The following is an 18,804-nucleotide window of genomic DNA, read 5'->3' as shown; positions in this document are numbered from 1 at the left end:
CCGCCGCCTGGTGCTCGTCGCTGCCGGGCTGGCGGCGGGGGAGTCGCTAGGCTGGTGCGGTGCTGGTACTCACGCGGAAGGTCGGCGAGCGGATCCTCATCGGTGACGACATCGTCATCACGGTGCTCGACTCCCGCGGTGACGGCGTCCGCATCGGGATCGACGCCCCTCGTGGCGTGAAGATCCAGCGCGAAGAGGTCGTCCGTGCCGTGGCCGAGGCGAACGTCGCCGCTGCCGCAGGCGCCGACGACGACGCCGAAGCACGCCTGCGCGCCGCACTCGGCGCCCCGCGGCCGCCCGCTGCCGACTGACGCGCTGCGGCCTGCTGCCGCGCCGCCGCTGCCTGCTGCCGCAGCGCCGTTCGGCTGCGCCCAACCGCATCCCGCCCGAACCGCGGTATCCCGCGGTTCGGGAGGTTTCCTGTTGTGCGGGTCCCCGCCGCCGGGCGTTCGGCGCCGCGCGCGCCGCGCCTACGGCCGGGGCTTCTTCTCCTGCTCGGGGAGCCGACCCGCAGCACGCTCGGCGACGTACCAGGCCCGGGCCTCGTCCTGTCGTGCCTGCTCAGTACCGGCAGCGATGGGGGAGCGGACGTGCGCCGGCTCGTACCCGAAGGACTCGATGAGCTGCGGGACGACCGGACGGATCCGCGCCACGAGCCGGTCGACGTACGCCGAGACCGCTCGGGCACGCTGCGCCGAGAGCCGACCGTGCAGCAGGTGCCAGTCGAGGTGCTGCTCGATCAACCCGAGGGCGAACAGGTCGCGCAGCCAGACCAGCACGGTCCGGGTGTCTCCCGGCGGAACGTCGGCGATCGCGTCCGTGAAGGCGTCCCACTGCATGAGCTCGGCGTGCGCCTTCGACGCCTCGATGAGCTCGTGCTGCGACCGGTTCAACAGCACGGCCGCGCGGGCGCGGTCTTTGCCGGCGGTCCGGAGGCGCATCCCGATCTCGGTGACCATCGTCTCGACGCGCCCGGCCAGCAGCGCGCGCTGCGTCCCGCTGTCCTGCAGGTCGGCCACCGAGGCCGCGAGCGAACCGCGGTCGGACACGGTCTGGCCCAGCCGGCGGAGGCCCGTGGCATCGGCGAGCTTCGACCCGACCTGGGTCGCGACGAACTTCGCGGTCGAGGCGGCGTCGCGCGGTGCGGCCTTGCGGAAGTCGGTGAGCAGGCGCTTGCCGACGAGCTGCAGCAGGACGGTGTTGTCGCCCTCGAACGTCACGTAGACGTCGAGATCGGCGCGGAGGCCCGTGATGCGGTTCTCGGCGAGGAACCCGGCGCCGCCGGTCGCCTCGCGGCACTCCTGCAGCGTGTCGAGTGCCGACCAGGTGGACATGGACTTGAACGCCGCTGCCTGGGTCTCGAGGTCCTCGCGACGCTCCGGGGTGTCCGCTCGCCCGCTGAACACGTCGTCGAAGGTCTGCAGCAGCTTCTCGTGGGCGAAGGACTGCGCGAACACGGTCGCCAGACGCGGGATGAGACGGCGCTGGTGCCGGCCGTAGTCGAGGAGCACGCCCTCCTGCCCGTCACCGGTGGGGAACTGCCGACGCTGCATGGCGTAGGTCAGGGCGATCTGCAGCCCGACCTTCTGCGCGACGACCGCGGCGCCGTCGAGCGACACCCGGCCCTGCACGAGCGTGCCGAGCATGGTGAAGAAGCGCCGGCCGGGGGACTCGATGGGCGAGGAGTACGTGCCGTCCTCGGCGACGTCGCCGTAGCGGTTGAGGAGGTTCGTGCGGGGGATCCGGACGTGGTCGAACCAGAGCCGGCCGTTGTCGATGCCGTTCAGTCCACCCTTGACCCCGTCGTCCTCGCCGCCGACTCCGGGCAGGAAGCCGTCGTCGTCGCGGAGCGGGACGTAGAAGGCGTGCACCCCGTGGTCGATGCCCTGCGTGACGAGCTTGGCGAACACGACCGCGGCCTTGCCGTGCAGGGCGGCGTTGCCGATGTAGTCCTTCCACGCACCGCGGAAGGGTGTGTGCACGACGAACTCCTGCGTCTCCGGGTCGTAGGTCGCACTCGTCGCGATGTTCTGCACGTCCGAGCCGTGGCCGGTCTCGGTCATCGCGAAGCAGCCGGGGACGTCGAAGGCGATGATGCCGGGCAGGAACTCGCGGTGGTTCCGCTCGGTGCCCAGGTGGTGCACGGCCGAGGCGAAGAGGCCCCACTGCACGCCGGCCTTGATCTGCAGCGACGGGTCGGCGACGGTGAGTTCCTCGAACGCCGCCAGGTTGCCGCCGTGGTTGTCCTGGCCGCCGAACTCCGGCGGGTAGGGACGCTGGATCGCCCCGGCGTCGACCAGGATGCGGAGCTGCTCGAGGACCCGGGCGCGGTGCTCGGCGATCGGCTGTCCCTCGATCTTGTGCAACGCGGGGTCGCGGGCCAGACGGCGGGAGATCCGGCGGTCCTCGGCCCAGCGACCGAGCAGGTGCTCGGCGAGCAGGTCGACGTCGATCCGGACGTCGGTGTCCGTGCCGCCGGTCGGGGTGCCGGCTGCAGGGTCGCCCGTGGCGTCGGCCTTCGGCGCGCTGCCGGAGGCTCGCGTGTCCGAGCCCGGCGTGCCGGTCGGACCGGCGCTGCTCGGACGGCGCTCGGTGTTGCTGCGGACTGGTGCGGTGTCGACCATCGGGTGCCTCCTGAACTGCACGGTGGACGGACCGCGTCACTGCAGGGCGGTCCGACCAAGCCAGCGTAGGCACCCGTGTTGCGGATGGCATGACAGCCGTGCCAGGGCCACAACCGGTTCGGCCGGCCGCACCTCGTCGTTGGTGGGAACCCTCCAAGACCCGCCCGAGACACCCGTGGGGACCCTGGTGGGGAATCGGCGCGTCCCTCGTTCCGGGGGCACACTGGCCGGCATGTCGAGCACCACGAAGCCGGACCGGCGCGGCAGCGGACGCACCTTCTTCGGGCAGCCGTTCGAGCTGTCCACTCCGTTCGCCGTCGAGCTCTGGGAGCGCTTCTCGTTCTACGGCATGCAGGGCATCGTCCTGCTCTACATGTACTACTCGCTCACGCGGGGTGGCCTGGGCATCGACCAGGGGGTGGCGAACGGCATCATGGGCGCCTACGGCGGCTCGGTGTACCTCTTCACGATCCTCGGCGCGTGGGTCGCCGACCGTCTGATCGGCGCCGACCGGACGCTCTTCCGCAGCGCCGTCGTCGTGATGCTCGGTCACATCGCGCTCGCCCTGGTCCCCGGGGTCGCGGGCATCGGGGTCGGGCTCGTGCCGATCGCGCTCGGCTCCGGCGGCCTCAAGGCCACCGCGACGACGATCGTCGGGTCGCTCTACACACGCGACGACCCGCGGCGCGACGCCGGCTTCTCGCTGTACTACCTCGGCGTGAACCTCGGCGCGTTCGCCGGGCCACTGCTCACCGGACTGCTGCAGTCGACGCTCGGTTTCCACTACGGCTTCGGGCTCGCCGCGGTCGGGATGGGCGCGGGACTCGTGCAGTACGCGATCCGCCGACGGAACCTGCCCGACGCCGTGCAGCACGTGACGAACCCGCTGCCGCGGTCGCGCTACCCGCTGGCCGTCGTCGTGGCGGTCGCCGGACTGGTCGTCATCGCGGTGGCCGTGCTCACCGGACTGCTGACCGTGTCGACGCTGCCGGTGGTCGTGGTGGTCGTGGTGGTCGTCGCGACCATCGCCTACTTCGTCGTGATCCTGTCCAGTGGCCTGACCCCCGACGAGCACTCCCGGGTGTTCGCGTTCATCCCGCTGTTCATCGGCAGCGCGGTGTTCTGGTCGCTGTACCAGCAGCAGTTCACCGTCGTGACGGTCTACGCGGACCAGCGCCTGGACCGTGACCTGTTCGGCTTCACGATGCCCGTGTCGTGGGCGCAGTCGATCAACCCGGTCATGATCATCGTGCTGTCGGGACTCTTCGCCGCACTCTGGACCCGCCTGGGCGACCGCCAACCGTCCACGCCGACGAAGTTCGGCCTGGGGACGGGGATCATGGGCGTGGCGTTCCTGCTCTTCCTGCCCTTCGTCGGCACCGGTGAGAACGGCACGCCGCTGCTCGCCCTCGTCGGCATCCTGTTCGTGTTCACCGTCGCAGAACTGCTGTTGTCACCGACCGGGCAGTCCGTCGCCACGAAGCTCGCGCCGCCGAAGTTCCAGACGCAGATGGTGGCGCTGTTCTTCCTGTCGGTGTCGCTCGGCACCGCGCTGACCGGCGTGCTCTCCCGGTACTACGACCCGGAGCACGAGGCGCCGTACTTCACGGTCCTCGGTTTGGTCGCCGTCGTGGTCGGTGTCGTCCTGCTGGTGATCGCCCGGCCGGTGCTGCGACTCATGCGCGGCATCCGCTAGCTGACGCGCGGCACCGCACGTCCGACGGGCACGGTCCGGTAGCCTGGAGCGCAGCAGACCGGCCCCGCCAGACCGGCACCAGATCACGAGGAGTCACCCCCATGCTCGAGCTCATCGCAGGCATCATCATCGGCATCGGCGTCCTCGGTGGGTTCGGCACCTGCCTGGCCGTCGCCGCCATGATGAAGTCCGGCTCCGAAGAGTACTGACCGGTCAGGACGCTCCGGCGTCCACGGTCTCCGGTTCCATCGGGATCGGCACCAACTGACGACTCTGGACGGTCGCGCGCTCGAACGGGCCGCGGCCGTCCGTCGTGTAGGCGGGCTCGTCGAACTCGACGACCCAGGCCACGCGGACCCCGGCACCGGCGTACCCGGCGAGCTGCGCGCCTCCCGGAGCGACGATCAACCCGATCGGGTCGTCCGCCCACTGGTCGCCGCGGTCCGACGGGACCACCCGGACGACGGCACCGATGCCGAGGACCGGGACGTCCGGCGGCACCGCCCCGGCGGAGTCGTCGGGAGCAGCAGGGCGGGGAGCGCGACGTCCGAACACGCCACGACCCTACCGCCGGACCACCGGCAGCGAGCCTGGACCGTGCTCAGTCCCGTCGGATCTGGGTGACGGACGAGTACCCGGTGTCCGGGTGCTTCCGCATCGACAGCAGCCGCTCCATCGACGGTTCCAGGGCCGTGACCTTGTCGAGCGGCGCGCTGACCACGAGCTGGAAGCCGAGTCGCAGCCACGCGGTCACCGCACGGCCGGCGAACTCGGAGTCTGCCTTGATGAACGCCTCGTCGAGGAACACCGGCGCGAACCGTGGTCGGGGCCGGGTCTCGTCGCCGAGCTGGTAGCGGAGCGCCGCACCGACGATGAACGCCACGAGCTCCTGCGTCTCGCCACCGGACTTGTCACCGAGGGACGAGTACACGCCGAGGTCGTCACCCGCCGTGTCGTAGCGGACGGCCGTGATCTCCATGTGCCGACGGACGTCCAGGACGGCGTCCCGCTGCGTGGTGCGCCCGCGCGGGGACTCCGGGTCGGGTCGGATGACGGCCATGAACCGGCGCAGGCGTCGGAACCGTGTCTCGAGGACGTCGTCGGTCAACTCGGTGTCGACCGAGGCGGACAGGGCGCGGAGCTCCCTGCGGAACTGGGTGACGTCCTCGCGCGTGACGCGGCGGATGACGATCTTCAGTCGGTCGCGGTTCGCGCCGAACGGCAGGTCGCGCAGGATCTCGTTGACCGGTTCGAGGCGCTCCTCGATCTCCACGACCGCGCGGTCGAACGCGCCGGAGAGCGGCACGAGGTCCTCGCCGCTCCACTGGGACAGCCGTCGACGCCATTCGCTGCGTCGCGCATGGAGGCCCGTGGCGACGATCTGGTCGAGGATCGCGCGGTAGTCGGGGTACGACGCCACCCCGGTGCCGAGGTTCGGGTCCGGCCAGGCGTCCTGGTAGCGCTCGAACGTCGTGGTGAGTGCCACCGAGGCGGTCGCGGCACCGTCGAGGGCCTGCGACAGGCGCTCCTCGAGTCGCCGCCGGAGGCGTTTGGTCGCGTCGTCGAAACCGTCGACGCCCTCGGGTGCCCCGACCTCGTCGAAGGCCTCGGCGAGCAGACGTTCCTGCTGCTCGTCCGGCAGCCGCTCGGGCGCGTCGGTGAACCGCTCGAGGATCTCGCTGGCGGCGTCCTGGCCGTCGACGAGCACCGCGTGTCGTTCCTCCAGACGCTTGACGCTGAGCCGTGCGGCGGCGCGACGGTCGGCGGCGTCGTCGAGTGCCGCGCGGAGCCGGGCGACGGACGCGCGGAGAGTCCGCAGTCCGTCGTCGGCGGCCAGGAGCGCCTGGCGTTCGTCCTCCAGTCGGGTGAGCGACGCGTCGGCGCCGGCCACGTCGACGGCGTCCCACGTGACGTCCACGCGGTGTCGGTGCGCGGTGCGGAGCGTGTCGAGGGCGGCCAGGTCCTGCGCGATGTCGGTGCGGCGGGCCTCCAGGGCGGTGAGGTCGGCGGCGATCTCGGCGAGCTCCGTCTCGACGGAGCGGACCCGGGACTCGTTCGTGAAGCCGATGACGTTCGCCTGGCGGCGGTCGCCGTGTGCGCCGCGGCGGCCGTCGCGGAGCTGCCCGGCGACGGTGACACGTCGGCCACCCCCGCCGAGGTCGGCGGCGTCCTCGACGCAGCGGGCGTCGATCCGGTCGGACTCGATGCGCTCGCGGACCCAGGTGCTGAACGGCGACGGCTTGATCGCGAGTTTGCCGGAGACCATCGAGCTGTCGCCGGGCAGGTCGATGTGCGGACCCATCGGGACGCCCTCGAACTGCACCCGGACGGGCAGACGCAGCGCGTCGATCGCGGCGCTGAAGTCGTCCAGGCGGTCCTCGTCGACGAGCAGGGTGCGGGCGACCGGGGCCAGCACGGACTCGATCGCAGTGCGCCACTGCTCCTCGGCTGGCAGGACGTCGAGGAGTTCGGCGACGAACGGCACCTCCGCGGGGTCGATGCCGGCGGCGCGGGCCATCGCGACGCGGGCTTCGTGCATCGGCAGCGGCATGGCGCCCTGGCGGTGCTCGAGCGACCGACGCTCCTGACGCAGGGTCCGCTCGCGGTCGAGGAGCGGGTACTCCTCGCGGGTCAGGGCGTCGCGGCGGCTGTCGAGGTCGTCGCGCCGAGCGGGGTAGGTGCCGAGGAACTCGTGGCTGGCGCGCTGGGCCTCGGTGAACTCGGCCTCGGTGGACAACGGTTCGCCGAGGGGCGCGGTGCGCTCGTCGAAGACCTCGCGGGCGCGGGCGACGGCGGCGCGCTCCCGGGTGCCGCGGTCGATGCGGTCCTCGAGCTGCGCCAGCGCGTTGCCGCCGGAGTCGCGCAGTCGGGCCTCCGCGTCGCGGAGCTCGACCTCCACCGCGGCGTGCCGGGCCGAGGCGGCCTCGACCTCGGCGCGGGTGGCGGTCCGCTCGCGGGTGTTCCGCTCGACCTCGAGGTCGAGCAGCTCCCGCTTGCGGGACGCCGTCCAGTGCGCGAAGGGCGAGACGTCCGCGCCGGTCGCGATGCCGTCGAGCGCCGCCGCTGCCGCCCGGGACCGTTCGATCTCGTCGTGCAGCTCGCTGATGGGGGAGAGGATGCGGACCTTGCGTTCCTCGGTGTCCATCGCCTCGTACGCCTCGTCGAGGGCGGCGAAGTGGGCGAGCGCGCGGTCCGCCGCCTCGTAGGTGCCGGGGGTCTCGAGCACGAGCGACTTGTACAGGGCGTCGACGGTCGGCATGTGCTGACCGGCCTGGATGCGGGCGAGCAGGCGCATGGCGCGGTTCCCGCCGCCGGAGTCGCCGATGCCCAGCCGGGTCTGCAGCGTGTACGCGAGCTCCTGGTAGGTGTCACGGATCACGAGCCCCGGGATCCGGCCGGTGAGTTCCAGGTGCGCGAACCGGGAGGGCACGAAGTCCTCGAGTCGGCGCAGGTCGAACACGTCGTCGACGGTCGCCATGGTCATCTGGATGTCCGCCACACCACGGGCACGGCGGGGCACGATGTAGGCGCGGAGGACCGTGAACCGCCGCTCGTCGTCGTTCCGGAACGTGACCGCGACGGCGCCCCAGGTGGTCTGCTCGTCGCCGCGGAGCGTGACGTCCTTGAGCGCACCGGTCTCCGGGTCACGCCGGGTGTCGACCTTGCCGCGCAGGTAGGTGAGCAGGTTGCGCTGGTCCGCGCTGCGCGCCCGGCCGGTCGTCGCGTCGTTCGAGGCGCCGTTGAACGGCACGTCGGACGGCATCATCACCGCGAGGTACGCGTCCATCAGCGTCGACTTGCCGGTCCCCGAGGCACCCGAGATCAGGGTCGCCGTCCCGGAGAGCTCCACCTGGCGGTGGCCCTGGAAACCGCCCCAGTTGACGACCTGCATGGACTCGGCGCGCCACTGCGCGACGGTGTCGAACAGGGCGGGGATGCCCGTGGTGTCGATGTCGACGGTGCTCACGCGCGGTCCTCCTCGGTCTCGTCGGTGTCGGTGTCGGTGTCCGTGTCGTCATCGGTCAGGAGGGTCGGATCACCCTCGTCGGACGCCGCACCACCGTCGGTGGTCGCGTTCCGCAGCGTGGTGCTCGTCAACCACGTGTCGAGCTCGACCAGTCGTTCGAGGGGCAGGAGGACCTCGACGACGCTCGCGATCCGGAAGCGGTCCGGGTCGGAGGTCTTCAGCAGCACCCGGGCCGTCACCAGTCGCTCGACCGCCTTCGCCACGCGGGCCTCGTCACGGGTGCGGTCGGTCGCGGTCGCCGGTCGGAAGCCGGACACGTGCCCGAGGATCTCGGTCCGGTCCACCACGACCTGGTCGGGGCCGGGACGGGCGTCGGCACGCAGTCGCATCCGCAGGTAGACGAGGACGATCGTCTCCTCGCGGGTGTACGGGGCGTCGCGGAGCAGGGTCGGGAAGCCGCGGCGGGTGCTCTCGGAGCGGGCCTGGCGCTTGAAGGCGACCTCGCGGTCCCGGTCGACGTGGAGTTCGAGGAACAGGTCGTTCAGTCGGGACCGGAGCTGGTGCTCGGCGTCCAGGACCGCACGCCACTCGTCCACGTGCGTGCGGGCACTGACGTAGGGGTGCCGCAGCAGGGCGACCAGGGCGCGGCGCTGCGGTTCGTCGAGGCGGCCCTCGTCGCCCTCGAACAGCGCGAACGTGCTCTCGTCACGCTCCGCGAGTGCGTCGCCGGAGAATTCGCCGGAGAATTCGCCGGCGAAGTCGACGGCTCCGTCGGCGTCCACGCCGGAGGCGTCCTCGAACGCGACCTCGTCGTGGACGGGTGCTGGCGTCGTGTCGCTCACGGTGCCTCCTGGCCGGGTTCGTCGTCGGGGCCCGGAGCATCGCCCGCGGGGACGAGCGCTGCGGTGGGCATGTGGAAGGTGACCGGCTCGCCGTCGGGGCGGACGGTGTGGTGCGGCGCGGAGGCCGTGCCCACCTCGAAGTCCTGGTGTCCGGTGAGCAGGTGGGCGAGTCCGAAGAGCTCGACGGGGCGTCGCTGCTCGGCGGGCAGCGTGTGGAAGGCGTCCACGCTCGAGCCGGTCGCGGCGTGCGCCAGGACGTCGCGCAGCTCGGCGAGCAGCGGACCGCCGTGGCGGCGGAGCGACTCGACGTCGATGTCCTCGAACACGTCGTCGTCGGGTTCCTCGAGCGGCGGTGGTGCGGACTCGGCGTCCGGGTCGTAGAACTTCTCGCGGAGCGTCCCGACCGCGGCGGACGGGGGCAGCAGGCCGAGCGGGACCCGGTCGCGCGCCGAGCCGGTGTCCATCCAGGCCGCGAGTCCGCGGTTCACCGAACGCAGCACGGCGTCGAGTTCGCGGTCCCGCACCACGTCGTGCGCGACGATCTGGTCGCGCAGCGTGGCGGTGAGCATCCGGCGCTGGGCGAGGACGTCCTCGATGCCCTGACGGAGGATGCCGACCGTGCCCCGGAAGGTCCGGCGCTCGGTCGCGCTGAGCGAGCTCGCGAACGGGTGTTCCAGGATCGTGGTGATGTCGTCCCGGAGCCGGAGGAGCAACGCGTCGTCGCGCAGGAGCTCGAAGGCTCCCTGGAACGCCCGGCCCTCGGGCGTGGACTCCATGAGGTTGTCGGTCCGGGCCAGGTAGTCGTCCAGGATCTCGCCGATCGGACGCACCTCTTGTCGGAAGTCCTCGACGATCTCGCGGTGCATGGTCGCCACCGCTTCCTCGACCCGCTTGAAGTCGCTCGGGAGCTGGCGGATCAGGTCGGTCAGGTTCGTGTAGCCGTCGCGCATCCGGTCCTCATCGACCGTGACGACCTCGTCACCGCGGGCCAGGCGGTCCCGCTCGGCCTGCAGCTCCGCGATCTGGGCGTCGAGCCGGCGGACCTGGGTGTCCCGGTCGGGTTCGGCACGGGCGGCCCAACGGTGCACGGCGTCGACGATCATCGCCAGGCGGCTCTCGCTGATGAGCGCGCGCTCGGACGACAGCGCGTCGATGAGGCTCAGGGCTTCGAGGGCGTGACTCGTCAGGCTGTACTGCTCGTCACCGTCGGGGGAGTTCGAGCGGACGAGCCACTGTGCCGCCACCCACTCGCGGCAGAGCGACCGACCGTTGGGACGCGGTGCCTCGCCCGCCGGCAGGTCCCCGCTGGGCGAGTCGCCCGCCGGCACCCGCGCACCGGTCGCCTGCAGTCGGGCGACGTGTTCCTCGACCTGCAGGTGCATCCGGTCGGCCGGGACGTACTGCACGTCGCGGTCGAACACCGTGCGGAACACCGAGACGACCGCGGCACTCGTCGGACGGGACATGAGTCGGAGCGTCGGACGGTCGAGCACCTGGCGGACCCGGGCGAACTCGAGGTCGACGTCGGTCATGCTGCCCCTGGTGGTCGGACGGGTCGTGTGGCTGTACGGGTCGTGTGGTCGGACGGCTCGTGGGATGCGAAGAGCCCGACGCGGTGGCGTCGGGCTCTTCGGGTGTTCTGCTTGCCCGGAACGGGCACGTGGGCGATACCAGACTCGAACTGATGACCTCTTCGGTGTGAACGAAGCGCGCTACCAACTGCGCCAATCGCCCCTCGCACTTGCGTGCGGATCGATAGTAGCGGATGTCGGACCGTGGTCGGAACACCGGCCATTCGTCGCGCGCGTCGCCGGCCGGGCGGGCGCACTGGAGGCCCGTGGAGACCCCGCCGATCCGCATGAACTCGGGGGACACGCCCGGTGAACGGAACCGGTTTTGGAGAAACAGCGTGAACTGGGTACAGTTTACGAGTCGCCGCGAGAGCGGGTCGGACAACACCGGTGTGACTCAGGTCAGACCATGCGGATGTGGCGCAGTGGTAGCGCATCACCTTGCCAAGGTGAGGGTCGCGAGTTCGAATCTCGTCATCCGCTCGAGGTGCCTGTCTTCTCCGGAAGGCAGCAACTCTCCAGAAGAGGTATCCCACCGATCGGGTACTACGCCAGACGTGGACCTTGATGGTGGGGTGGCCGAGAGGCGAGGCAGCGGCCTGCAAAGCCGTCCACGCGGGTTCGAATCCCGTCCCCACCTCCAGTCCGCTCCGGCGGAACTCATCTGGGCGATTGGCGCAGCGGTAGCGCGCTTCCCTGACACGGAAGAGGTCACTGGTTCGATCCCAGTATCGCCCACCACGAAGAAGCCCCCGGCAGGAATGCCGGGGGCTTTCGTCGTTCCCGCCGTCGGGACACCTCGTGCGACCGCGTCGGCTCGGAACGCGGGGCGAGGGGCGAGAGGCGAGAGGCGAGACGGCGATGGTCCCGCACGGCCGCTCCCGTCCGGAGAACTCTGCGGCTGGCACCGACGGATCCGGGTGCACTGCCGATAGGGGCCGACGGAACGTGACGCCCGGCCCGAGGGGCGGTGGGCGGTTCCCGACCCGAGGAGTGGCACCATGCGGCGTCCGACCCCGATGCGACGGTTCCTGCCCGCGGCGGTGCTCCTGGTGATGCTCGCGACCACGGTGAGCGCGACGACGGTCACCGCGGTGCCGGCCCTCGCAGCGGCGAGTCCGAAGGTGTCCGTGTCGTGGAAGAACAGCGCCGTGACGGCCACCGGCTTCCGTTCCACGGTCGGTGTCACGAACGGGTCCGGTGCCACCTGGCGTGGATGGACGATCGAGTTCGCGTACGCGTCCGACGCGCGGACGTTCCGCGACGTCCGCAAGGTCTCGAGCGCGAAGGGGTCGCTCACGGTCGCCGGGGTGACGGCACGACCGGACATCGCCAAGGGTGCGACGGCGTCCTTCCGGATCGACTCGCGGAAGGTCGCGAAGGCGACGACGGTGCCGACCTCGTGCACGGTCATCGGAGCGGCCCTGCCGTGCTCGGTCAACGGTGGAGTGGCGACGCCGGGCAAGCCCCCGGCAACGCCGACACCGACACCGACGCCCACGCCGGCGTCAGCACCGACGCCCGCTCCCACGCCGAAGCCGGCCACCGGGCGGGACGGCACGGTCGCGGTCGGTTGGCTGGACAACGCCACCTGGACGACCGGCAGCCAGTCCTCGGTCAGCGTGACGAACCGGACCGCTCTGCGTCTGGCTCCGTGGCGGATCCGGTTCACCTACGCCGCCACCGTCGACACGATCTGGGACGCCACCGCGAGTGCCACGACCGGCGGCTTCATCGCGTCCGCCCCGTCCTACGCCCGCTCGCTCGACGCCGGAGCTGCAACGTCGTTCGGGCTCACCTCGAAGACCGCAGGCGGCGCCGGTGTCGTCCCGACCGGGTGCACCGTGCTCGACCTGCCCACCGGCACGGACGTCGCCTGCACGGTGAGCGGCGGCCCGTCCGGCACGCCGGCCACGAGCACCCCCGCGCCTGCGCCGATCGCGGTCCCGGCACCCCTGACACAGCCCCGTGCCGGTCGGACCCTGATCGCCCCGTACGTCGACCTCGGGCTGTGGCCGACCGCCGACCTGCGGGCCTTCGCGGCGCAGACCGGCATGCGTGCCTTCACGCTGGCGTTCGTCGTGTCGGACAACGGCGGCAGCGCCTGCACGCCGGCCTGGGCCGGCTTCGACGCCTACCGGATCGGCGGCCCGCAGGACTTCCATGCGAACATCGCCGCGTTCCAGGCGAGCGGCGGCCAGGTCGTGGTGTCGTTCGGCGGCGCGGTGAACAGCGAGCTCGCCCTGCGGTGCACCGACCCGGTGAAGCTGCAGGCCGCCTACCAGCAGGTCGTCGACCGGTTCGGCGTCGACCGGATCGACCTCGACATCGAGGGCACGGCGCTCGGCGACACGGCGGCCAACCAGCGCCGTGCGACGGCGATCGCCGGGGTCGTCGCCGCGCAGGCCGCGAAGGGACGCCACCTCGACGTCTCGCTCACCCTGCCGGTGATGCCGACCGGACTCCTCGGCGAGGGCGTCGCCGCCGTCCGGGGGCTCGCCGTCGCCGGTGTCCGTCCGGTCGCCGTGAACCTCATGGCGATGGACTACGGACAGGGGGCCCAGCCGATGGGTGCGGCCGCGGAGTCCGCCGCCCTGGCGACCGCGAGCCAGCTCGCCACGATCCCCGCCTACGCCGCGCTCAGCGCTCCGGCCCGACTGTCGATGATCGGCATCACCCCGATGGTCGGTCTGAACGACACCGGCGAGGTCTTCACCCGCACGGATGCCCAGGACCTGGCGGCCTGGTCTGTGGCGAACGGCATCGAGGTGCTGTCCTACTGGGAGGCCACCCGCGACCAGCCCTGCGACCCGTCCATCGGCGCCTACATGTGCTCCGGGGTCCGGGACGCGCAGTGGTCGTTCGCGCATGCGGTGGTCACCGGCGCGACACGCTGAGCAGGCGGAGCGGCACCGACAGCGGCGGCACGCGGCCCGTCACCACGGCGGCACGCGGCCCGTCACCGCAACGCGTCGGCGAGTTCCTCGAGCAGGAACGCGATCGAGGCCGCCCCGTCCAGCAGCATCTGCACCTCGATGCTCTCGTCACTCGAGTGCCAGTGGTCCTCCGGCAGCCCCGTCCCGATGAACAGCACCGGAGCGTCGAGCACCCGTCCGAGCAGTTCCGCGGGTCCGCCGCCGGCATTCCCCATCCGTCCCGCGGTCTCGGTGCCGTGCCCCCGTTCCATCGCTCGGACCAGGGCCTCGGCGGCCGGACCGGACGGTGTGACGTAGGGGTCCTGGCCGGACTCCTCCGGGATGTCGAGTTCGTAGGTCACCCCGTCCGGCATCTGCTCAGCGACGAAGGCCCGCAACTGCTCGGCGACACGGGCGACGTGCTGACCGGGGACCGTCCGGATGCTGATCTCCGCGGTGGCCTCGCTGGGGATGACGGCCCGGGGGAACCCGGTGGGGTCGCCGGCGAGCAGCGTCAGGACCTCGATCGACGGGCGCGCCCAGAGTCGCTCCTCGATCGTGTGTCCGGGCTCGCCGACGACGCTCCGGGTCTCGGTCCGCTCGAGCCACACGTCGGTGTCGAAGTCCAGGTCACGCAGCTCCTGCTGCCGCTCCTCGGTGAGCTCGTCGACGTCGTCGAGGAACCCCGGGATGGCGATGCGACCCTCGTCGTCGTGCATCGCCGCGAGCACCGAGACGAGCGCGTGCACCGGGTTGGGCGCCGGACCGGACACCGCCCCACTGTGCACGTCTCGAGCCGGGCCGGTAACGGTCAGGGTGGCTCCGGTCATGCCGCGCATCGAGGTGACGACCGCCGGGTTGCCGCTCTTCCACTGCAGCGTGTCCGAGAAGACGACGACGTCGCAAGCGAACCGCTCCGGGTCGCTCTCGAGCAGCGCGGCGAAGTGCGACGACCCGAGCTCTTCCTCGCCCTCGACGAGGTACTTGAGGTTCACCGCCGGCTGGCCGTCGTCCCGGGTCCCCAGGTGTGCCCGCAGCGCCCAGAGGTGTGCGATGACCTGCCCCTTCGCATCCGACGCGCCGCGGCCGTACAGTCGGCCGTCGCGGAGCACGGGTGCGAACGGCGCCGTCTCCATCCACTCCTCGGGCTTCGCGTGCCGGACGTCGTGGTGGCTGTAGACCAGGACGGTCGGCAGCGACGGGTCGACCAGCCACTCGCCGTACACCGCGGGCGACGGTCCGGCCCGCAGCACCTCGGTCCGGAGTCCCACCTCGCGCATCGCGCCGGCGAGCCACCGCGCGGAGCGCTCGACGTCGAGCGCCCGCTCCGGTTGCGAGGCGACGGACGGGATCCGCACCCACTCCGACAACTGGTCGATGATCGTGTCCTGCGCGGCCTGGAGGCTCGTGGTGACGTCCGCCTCGCCGCTGTCCGTTCCGTGTTCCACCAGTCCGACCGTAGGGACCGGACGGTCGGAGGCAACTCCGGATCCGCGCACACAGGACTTCGTCCGGAGGTCCGCTCAGTCGATCGGGCGGCGCAGCGTCACGATGCCGTCGTGGAGCGGCTCCGTCTCCCACCTCGCCGCGGCGGTGCCCGCAGCCAGGTCGCACCGGACGTGCAGCAGGTGCGGTGTCTCCACGAACCGGACGTCGATCGACACGACGTCACCGGAGCGTCCGCCGCTGGTCGCCGTCGAACCGGAGACCGCCCACGTGCCGTCGCGGACCGGGGCCGTGACCTCGCCGGAGGCGTCGCGGAGGGTGAGTACCCACCCGCGCTCGGCGTCCTGGGTCAGGTGCAGGGCCTCCAGTCCGGCTCCGACGCCCGTCGACCCGGACGCGGCGGAGAAGGCGCCCTCGGGCAGCGCGCCGAGCACGCCGAGCGCGTCACCGGCGAGCGGGGGGAGTGCGAGCCGGGCGAGTCGCTCGCGCAGGGCCGCGTCGGCAGTCTCGGCCCCCTGCCGGTCGATCGCCGGCAACAGGTGTTCCCACACCGCGTCGAGGACGGCCTGCATGTCGGGGCTCTGGCCGGTCATCACCACCACGACGTCGTGTTCGGGCAGGACGACGCAGAACTGGCCGTAGGCGCCGTCGCCGCGGAAGCCGTGCCGCGCCATCCAGAACTGGAACCCGTAGCCCGCCGACCAGTCCGGGTTCTCCTCGTCGGGGTTGGCGACCCGGACGCTGGTGGCCTGGTCGACCCAGTCCTCGTCGAGCAGACGCTGCCCGTCCCACACCCCGCGCTGCAGGTACAGCTGGCCGAGTGCGGCGACCGCGTCGGTGGTCGTGTAGCCGCCGCTGTACCCGAGTTCCGCGCCGGAGTCGTCTCGCCGCCACGCGAAGTCGTCGATGCCGAGCGGCGCGAACAGCCTCGGACGCAGGTACTCGAGGAGCGATGTCCCGCTGATCCGCCGGACGATCTCGCCGAGGGTGTACGTGCACGGCTGGTTGTAGGCGAAGACGCTGCCGGGCTCCTCGTCGGGCGGGAGGAGCAGGAACCCGCGGACGGTGTTCGTCGGGTCGATCGCCTCCGCCCGGTCGATGGTCTCGGTGCGGTGTCCGCTCGCCATCGCCAGCAGGTGCCGGACCCGCATCCGCCGGGTGCGCTCGTCGGTCACCTCGGCGTCGAGCTCGGGGAAGTGGCTGACGACCGTGTCGTCCAGGTCGATCAGCCCCGCGCGCACGGCGATGCCGACGGCTGCGGCGGTGAAGCTCTTGCTCAGCGAGTAGAGCAGGTGCGCCCGGTCGGCGGCGAACGGGGCCCACCAGCCCTCAGCCGCGACCTCGCCGTGCCGGAGGACCATGAGGCTGTGCGGCTCGACGCCGTCCGCGCCCTCCAGCGCGGAGACCAGGCGGTCGAGCCCGGTCGCGTCGATGCCGAGGGCGGACGGGGAGTTGCGTCGGAACGTCGTCGTCACGGAGCAGACCCTAGTCCGGTCGTCGCTGGCGACGTCCGGCGCGCCCGACATCCGGACAGGAGGCCCGGATCACGCCGGTCGTCGGGTACAGTGGTCGCTGTTGGTCACCCCGGTGGGCAGCGTGCGGATGTGGCGCAGTGGTAGCGCATCACCTTGCCAAGGTGAGGGTCGCGAGTTCGAATCTCGTCATCCGCTCGGAACGCAGAACCAGAACCCCTCGGCCGATCGGTCGGGGGGTTCTGTCGTCGGTGGGCGACGAGCACGTCAGTGGCGACGAGCACGTCAGCGGGCGCAGGGTTCGGGTCCCCGCGCCCGCCGGCGTGGAGGCACCGTCGCCTCGTCGTGGCCCCCGGATGGGTGGTCCGGACGCGGGCCCGGAGATCTCTTCGGAGCAGCAGGGCCAGCGGGAGGGTCCCGCTGGCGGGTCGTGCGGCTTCCCGCACGATCCGCCGCCCATCGGCCTGTCGACTTGCGCGGCGGGCTCAGGCTGTCGCGACGGCTCTCGTGCCCGGCATGCCGACCCACAGCGACGCGCCGGTGTCGACGACGGTCACGAGCACCGTGTCGCACCCACGGCAGCGGGCGACACTCCCCATCGCCGTCCGATGGACCCGGGTCACCGCCAGGAGGCCCGTGGTCCCGCAGCCCGAACAGCGCAACCGGGCGGACGTCGCGTCGCCCCCGAGCACCTCGGCGAGGTCCCCGGCCAGGGCGTTGCCGTCGACGAGCGTCATCACGAGCCTCCGAACCGTTCCGCACGCACCTCGGTGGTGTCGTGGCCGAGTTCACCGAGCCACCGCAGCACCTGTTCGACGAAGGGTGTCGAGCCGCACACGTACACCAGGGCCCCGGCCTCGGGCGGCAGGACCGCCGCCGCCAACCGCTCCCGGGTCAGTCGTCCGGCCGGGGTCGTCACGCCGTCCGGCACCCGGCGGCTGTAGACGATGTCGAGGACGAACGGTGCGTGCTCGGCCGCGGTCACCGCTGCTTCCAGTTCCTGCCGGAAGAAGACGTCCTCCGGGGTCCGGACGGCGTAGAGCATCCGGAACGGTGACGGATCGCCGGCGGTTGCGTGCGCGGTGACCATCGGCAGGAGCGGCACGATGCCCGACCCACCGGCGATCAGCTGCACCGGGCGCGGCTCGGACGCCGCGGGGCCCGGACGCCAGACGAACCACCCGCCGAGGGGCCCGTGCACCTCGAGCGCGTCCCCGACCTCGACGGCGTCGACCAGGAACGGGGACACCTCGCCGTCCTCGACCCGGTCCACCGCGAGCGTGACCCGCGGGTCGTCGCCGGAGGAAGCGATCGAGTAGGACCGGGTGGCCTGGTAGCCGTCCTCCGCCGTGAGCCGCAGGTCCAGGTGCTGCCCGGGGTCGTTGCCCGGCCAGGTCGGCACGTCCAGCACCAGGCGTCGGGCGTTCGGCGTCTCCGGGGACACCGACGCCACCGTGGCGGCGTGCCAGGCGGGACGCCGGAGCGGGCGGACGGGGGCGACACCGGGCCCGGCCGGTGCGGCACCGGGCCGGTCCGGCCGGGCGGACGGGGGACGGGCCTCCAGGCCGGGGGTACCGTCGGCGGTGGAGAGGCTCACCAGTACCGCTCTTCCTTCCACGGGTCGCCGTGCATGTTGTAGCCGGCGTTCTCCCAGAACCCGGGCTCGTCCTCGGCGTGCATCACGATGCCGCGGACCCACTTCGCGCTCTTCCAGAAGTACAGGTGCGGGACGAGCAGCCGTGCGGGGCCGCCGTGCTCGGGGGTGAGGGGTTCGCCGTCCGCCTCGAACGCGATCCATGCCTGCCCCTCGAGCAGCTCGTCGAGCGGCACGTTCGTGGTGTAGCCGCCGAAGCTGTGCACCATGCAGAAGTCGAGCGACGTCTCGATGTCGGCGAACAGCTTGTCGAGGGGTACCCCGCGCCAGGCCATGCCGAGCTTCGTCCAGTGCGTGACGCAGTGGATGTCGACGGTGATGTCCTCCAGCCCGAGTGCTCGGACCTCGTCCCACGTCCACGAGTGCAGGCCGGACTCGGTGCGGATCGAGAAGCTCCACTCGGAGGGCTCGATCTCGGGTGTGGCGCCGGCGGAGAGCACGGGCCAGTCGTGCACCAGGGTCTGCCCGGGCGGGATCTTGCTGTCGTCGGCGTCGCGGCGGCGTCCGCCGAACCCGCGGGTGAAGGTGGCCATGTCACTCCTCGTCGGTGTCGCCTCCCATCTTGGCCCGAGCGGGCCTCCCGCGTGTGACGGTCGTGTGACGAGCGTGCTGGTTCC

Annotated in this window: 13 protein-coding genes and 5 tRNA genes; 7 read left to right on the top strand and 11 right to left on the bottom strand. The window is 71.9% G+C overall.

The window, feature by feature from the left end:
- Positions 1-59: 59 nt before the first annotated feature.
- Positions 60-311: a carbon storage regulator CsrA gene (csrA, locus tag DEJ25_RS06650; protein WP_111044175.1), complete on the top strand. Its 252-nt coding sequence runs from the start codon at positions 60-62 to the stop codon at positions 309-311.
- Between the two features lie 159 nt (positions 312-470).
- Here the strand turns inward: csrA and DEJ25_RS06645 are convergent, their stop codons facing one another.
- Entirely contained in the window at positions 471-2,624 is a 2,154-nt protein-coding gene (locus tag DEJ25_RS06645; protein WP_111044174.1) for an acyl-CoA dehydrogenase, read from the bottom strand.
- 232 nt (positions 2,625-2,856) lie between these two features.
- On the opposite strand from DEJ25_RS06645, the gene DEJ25_RS06640 reads away from it, so the two are divergent.
- On the top strand, positions 2,857-4,320 hold the full coding sequence (locus DEJ25_RS06640) for a peptide MFS transporter (protein WP_111044173.1): 1,464 nt from the start codon (positions 2,857-2,859) through the stop codon (positions 4,318-4,320).
- A 213-nt stretch (positions 4,321-4,533) separates the two neighbouring features.
- Here the strand turns inward: DEJ25_RS06640 and DEJ25_RS06635 are convergent, their stop codons facing one another.
- The 5 genes from DEJ25_RS06635 to DEJ25_RS06615 all read right to left on the bottom strand — a co-directional run bounded on the left by DEJ25_RS06635 (position 4,534) and on the right by DEJ25_RS06615 (position 10,863).
- On the bottom strand, positions 4,534-4,875 hold the full coding sequence (locus DEJ25_RS06635) for a hypothetical protein (protein ID WP_146236656.1): 342 nt from the start codon (positions 4,873-4,875) through the stop codon (positions 4,534-4,536).
- Positions 4,876-4,921: 46 nt separating this feature from the next.
- On the bottom strand, positions 4,922-8,287 hold the full coding sequence (locus DEJ25_RS06630) for an ATP-binding protein (RefSeq protein WP_110902355.1): 3,366 nt from the start codon (positions 8,285-8,287) through the stop codon (positions 4,922-4,924).
- Positions 8,284-9,129: a DUF4194 domain-containing protein gene (locus tag DEJ25_RS06625; protein WP_111044172.1), complete on the bottom strand. Its 846-nt coding sequence runs from the start codon at positions 9,127-9,129 to the stop codon at positions 8,284-8,286. The genes DEJ25_RS06630 and DEJ25_RS06625 overlap by 4 nt, the downstream gene beginning before the upstream one ends.
- Positions 9,126-10,661, bottom strand: coding sequence for a DUF3375 family protein (locus tag DEJ25_RS06620; RefSeq protein ID WP_110902353.1), 1,536 nt, complete (start codon positions 10,659-10,661; stop codon positions 9,126-9,128). Before DEJ25_RS06620 ends, DEJ25_RS06625 begins: the two co-directional genes overlap by 4 nt.
- 129 nt (positions 10,662-10,790) lie before the next feature.
- A tRNA-Val gene (locus DEJ25_RS06615) sits at positions 10,791-10,863 on the bottom strand.
- Positions 10,864-11,111: 248 nt separating this feature from the next.
- Between DEJ25_RS06615 and DEJ25_RS06610 the strand changes: the two genes are divergently transcribed.
- The 4 genes from DEJ25_RS06610 to DEJ25_RS06595 all read left to right on the top strand — a co-directional run bounded on the left by DEJ25_RS06610 (position 11,112) and on the right by DEJ25_RS06595 (position 13,597).
- Positions 11,112-11,183: transfer RNA gene (locus DEJ25_RS06610), tRNA-Gly, on the top strand.
- An 86-nt stretch (positions 11,184-11,269) separates the two neighbouring features.
- Positions 11,270-11,343 (top strand) — tRNA-Cys (locus DEJ25_RS06605).
- A gap of 23 nt (positions 11,344-11,366) precedes the next feature.
- Positions 11,367-11,441: transfer RNA gene (locus tag DEJ25_RS06600), tRNA-Val, on the top strand.
- A gap of 260 nt (positions 11,442-11,701) precedes the next feature.
- Complete coding sequence (locus DEJ25_RS06595; protein ID WP_111044171.1) at positions 11,702-13,597, top strand: cellulose binding domain-containing protein; 1,896 nt, start codon at positions 11,702-11,704, stop codon at positions 13,595-13,597.
- Positions 13,598-13,659: 62 nt separating this feature from the next.
- Here DEJ25_RS06595 and DEJ25_RS06590 read toward each other — a convergent pair whose 3' ends face one another.
- Both DEJ25_RS06590 and DEJ25_RS06585 read right to left on the bottom strand, forming a co-directional pair.
- Positions 13,660-15,063 carry a M20/M25/M40 family metallo-hydrolase gene (locus DEJ25_RS06590; protein ID WP_110902350.1) on the bottom strand — a complete coding sequence of 468 codons (1,404 nt, stop codon included), beginning with the start codon at positions 15,061-15,063 and terminating at the stop codon, positions 13,660-13,662.
- 75 nt (positions 15,064-15,138) lie between these two features.
- The gene (locus DEJ25_RS06585) at positions 15,139-16,536 is read right to left on the bottom strand and encodes a serine hydrolase (protein WP_258366056.1); all 1,398 of its coding nucleotides are present in this window, start codon (positions 16,534-16,536) and stop codon (positions 15,139-15,141) included.
- Positions 16,537-16,659: 123 nt separating this feature from the next.
- Here DEJ25_RS06585 and DEJ25_RS06580 point away from each other — a divergent pair.
- Positions 16,660-16,731, top strand: a tRNA-Gly gene (locus tag DEJ25_RS06580).
- 287 nt (positions 16,732-17,018) lie between these two features.
- On the opposite strand, the gene DEJ25_RS06575 is transcribed toward DEJ25_RS06580, so the two are convergent.
- The 3 genes from DEJ25_RS06575 to DEJ25_RS06565 are packed head-to-tail and all read right to left on the bottom strand — an operon-like array spanning position 17,019 to position 18,720.
- The gene (locus DEJ25_RS06575) at positions 17,019-17,270 is read right to left on the bottom strand and encodes a DUF6510 family protein (RefSeq protein ID WP_111044169.1); all 252 of its coding nucleotides are present in this window, start codon (positions 17,268-17,270) and stop codon (positions 17,019-17,021) included.
- Positions 17,270-18,130, bottom strand: coding sequence for a ferredoxin reductase (locus DEJ25_RS06570; RefSeq protein WP_309146918.1), 861 nt, complete (start codon positions 18,128-18,130; stop codon positions 17,270-17,272). The genes DEJ25_RS06575 and DEJ25_RS06570 overlap by 1 nt, the downstream gene beginning before the upstream one ends.
- Complete coding sequence (locus DEJ25_RS06565) at positions 18,127-18,720, bottom strand: molybdopterin-dependent oxidoreductase (protein WP_110902347.1); 594 nt, start codon at positions 18,718-18,720, stop codon at positions 18,127-18,129. Before DEJ25_RS06565 ends, DEJ25_RS06570 begins: the two co-directional genes overlap by 4 nt.
- Positions 18,721-18,804: the final 84 nt, after the last annotated feature.

The organism is Curtobacterium sp. MCPF17_011 (genome assembly GCF_003234145.1).
Taxonomy (GTDB): domain Bacteria; phylum Actinomycetota; class Actinomycetes; order Actinomycetales; family Microbacteriaceae; genus Curtobacterium.
This window is presented reverse-complemented; position numbering and strand designations above follow the sequence as displayed.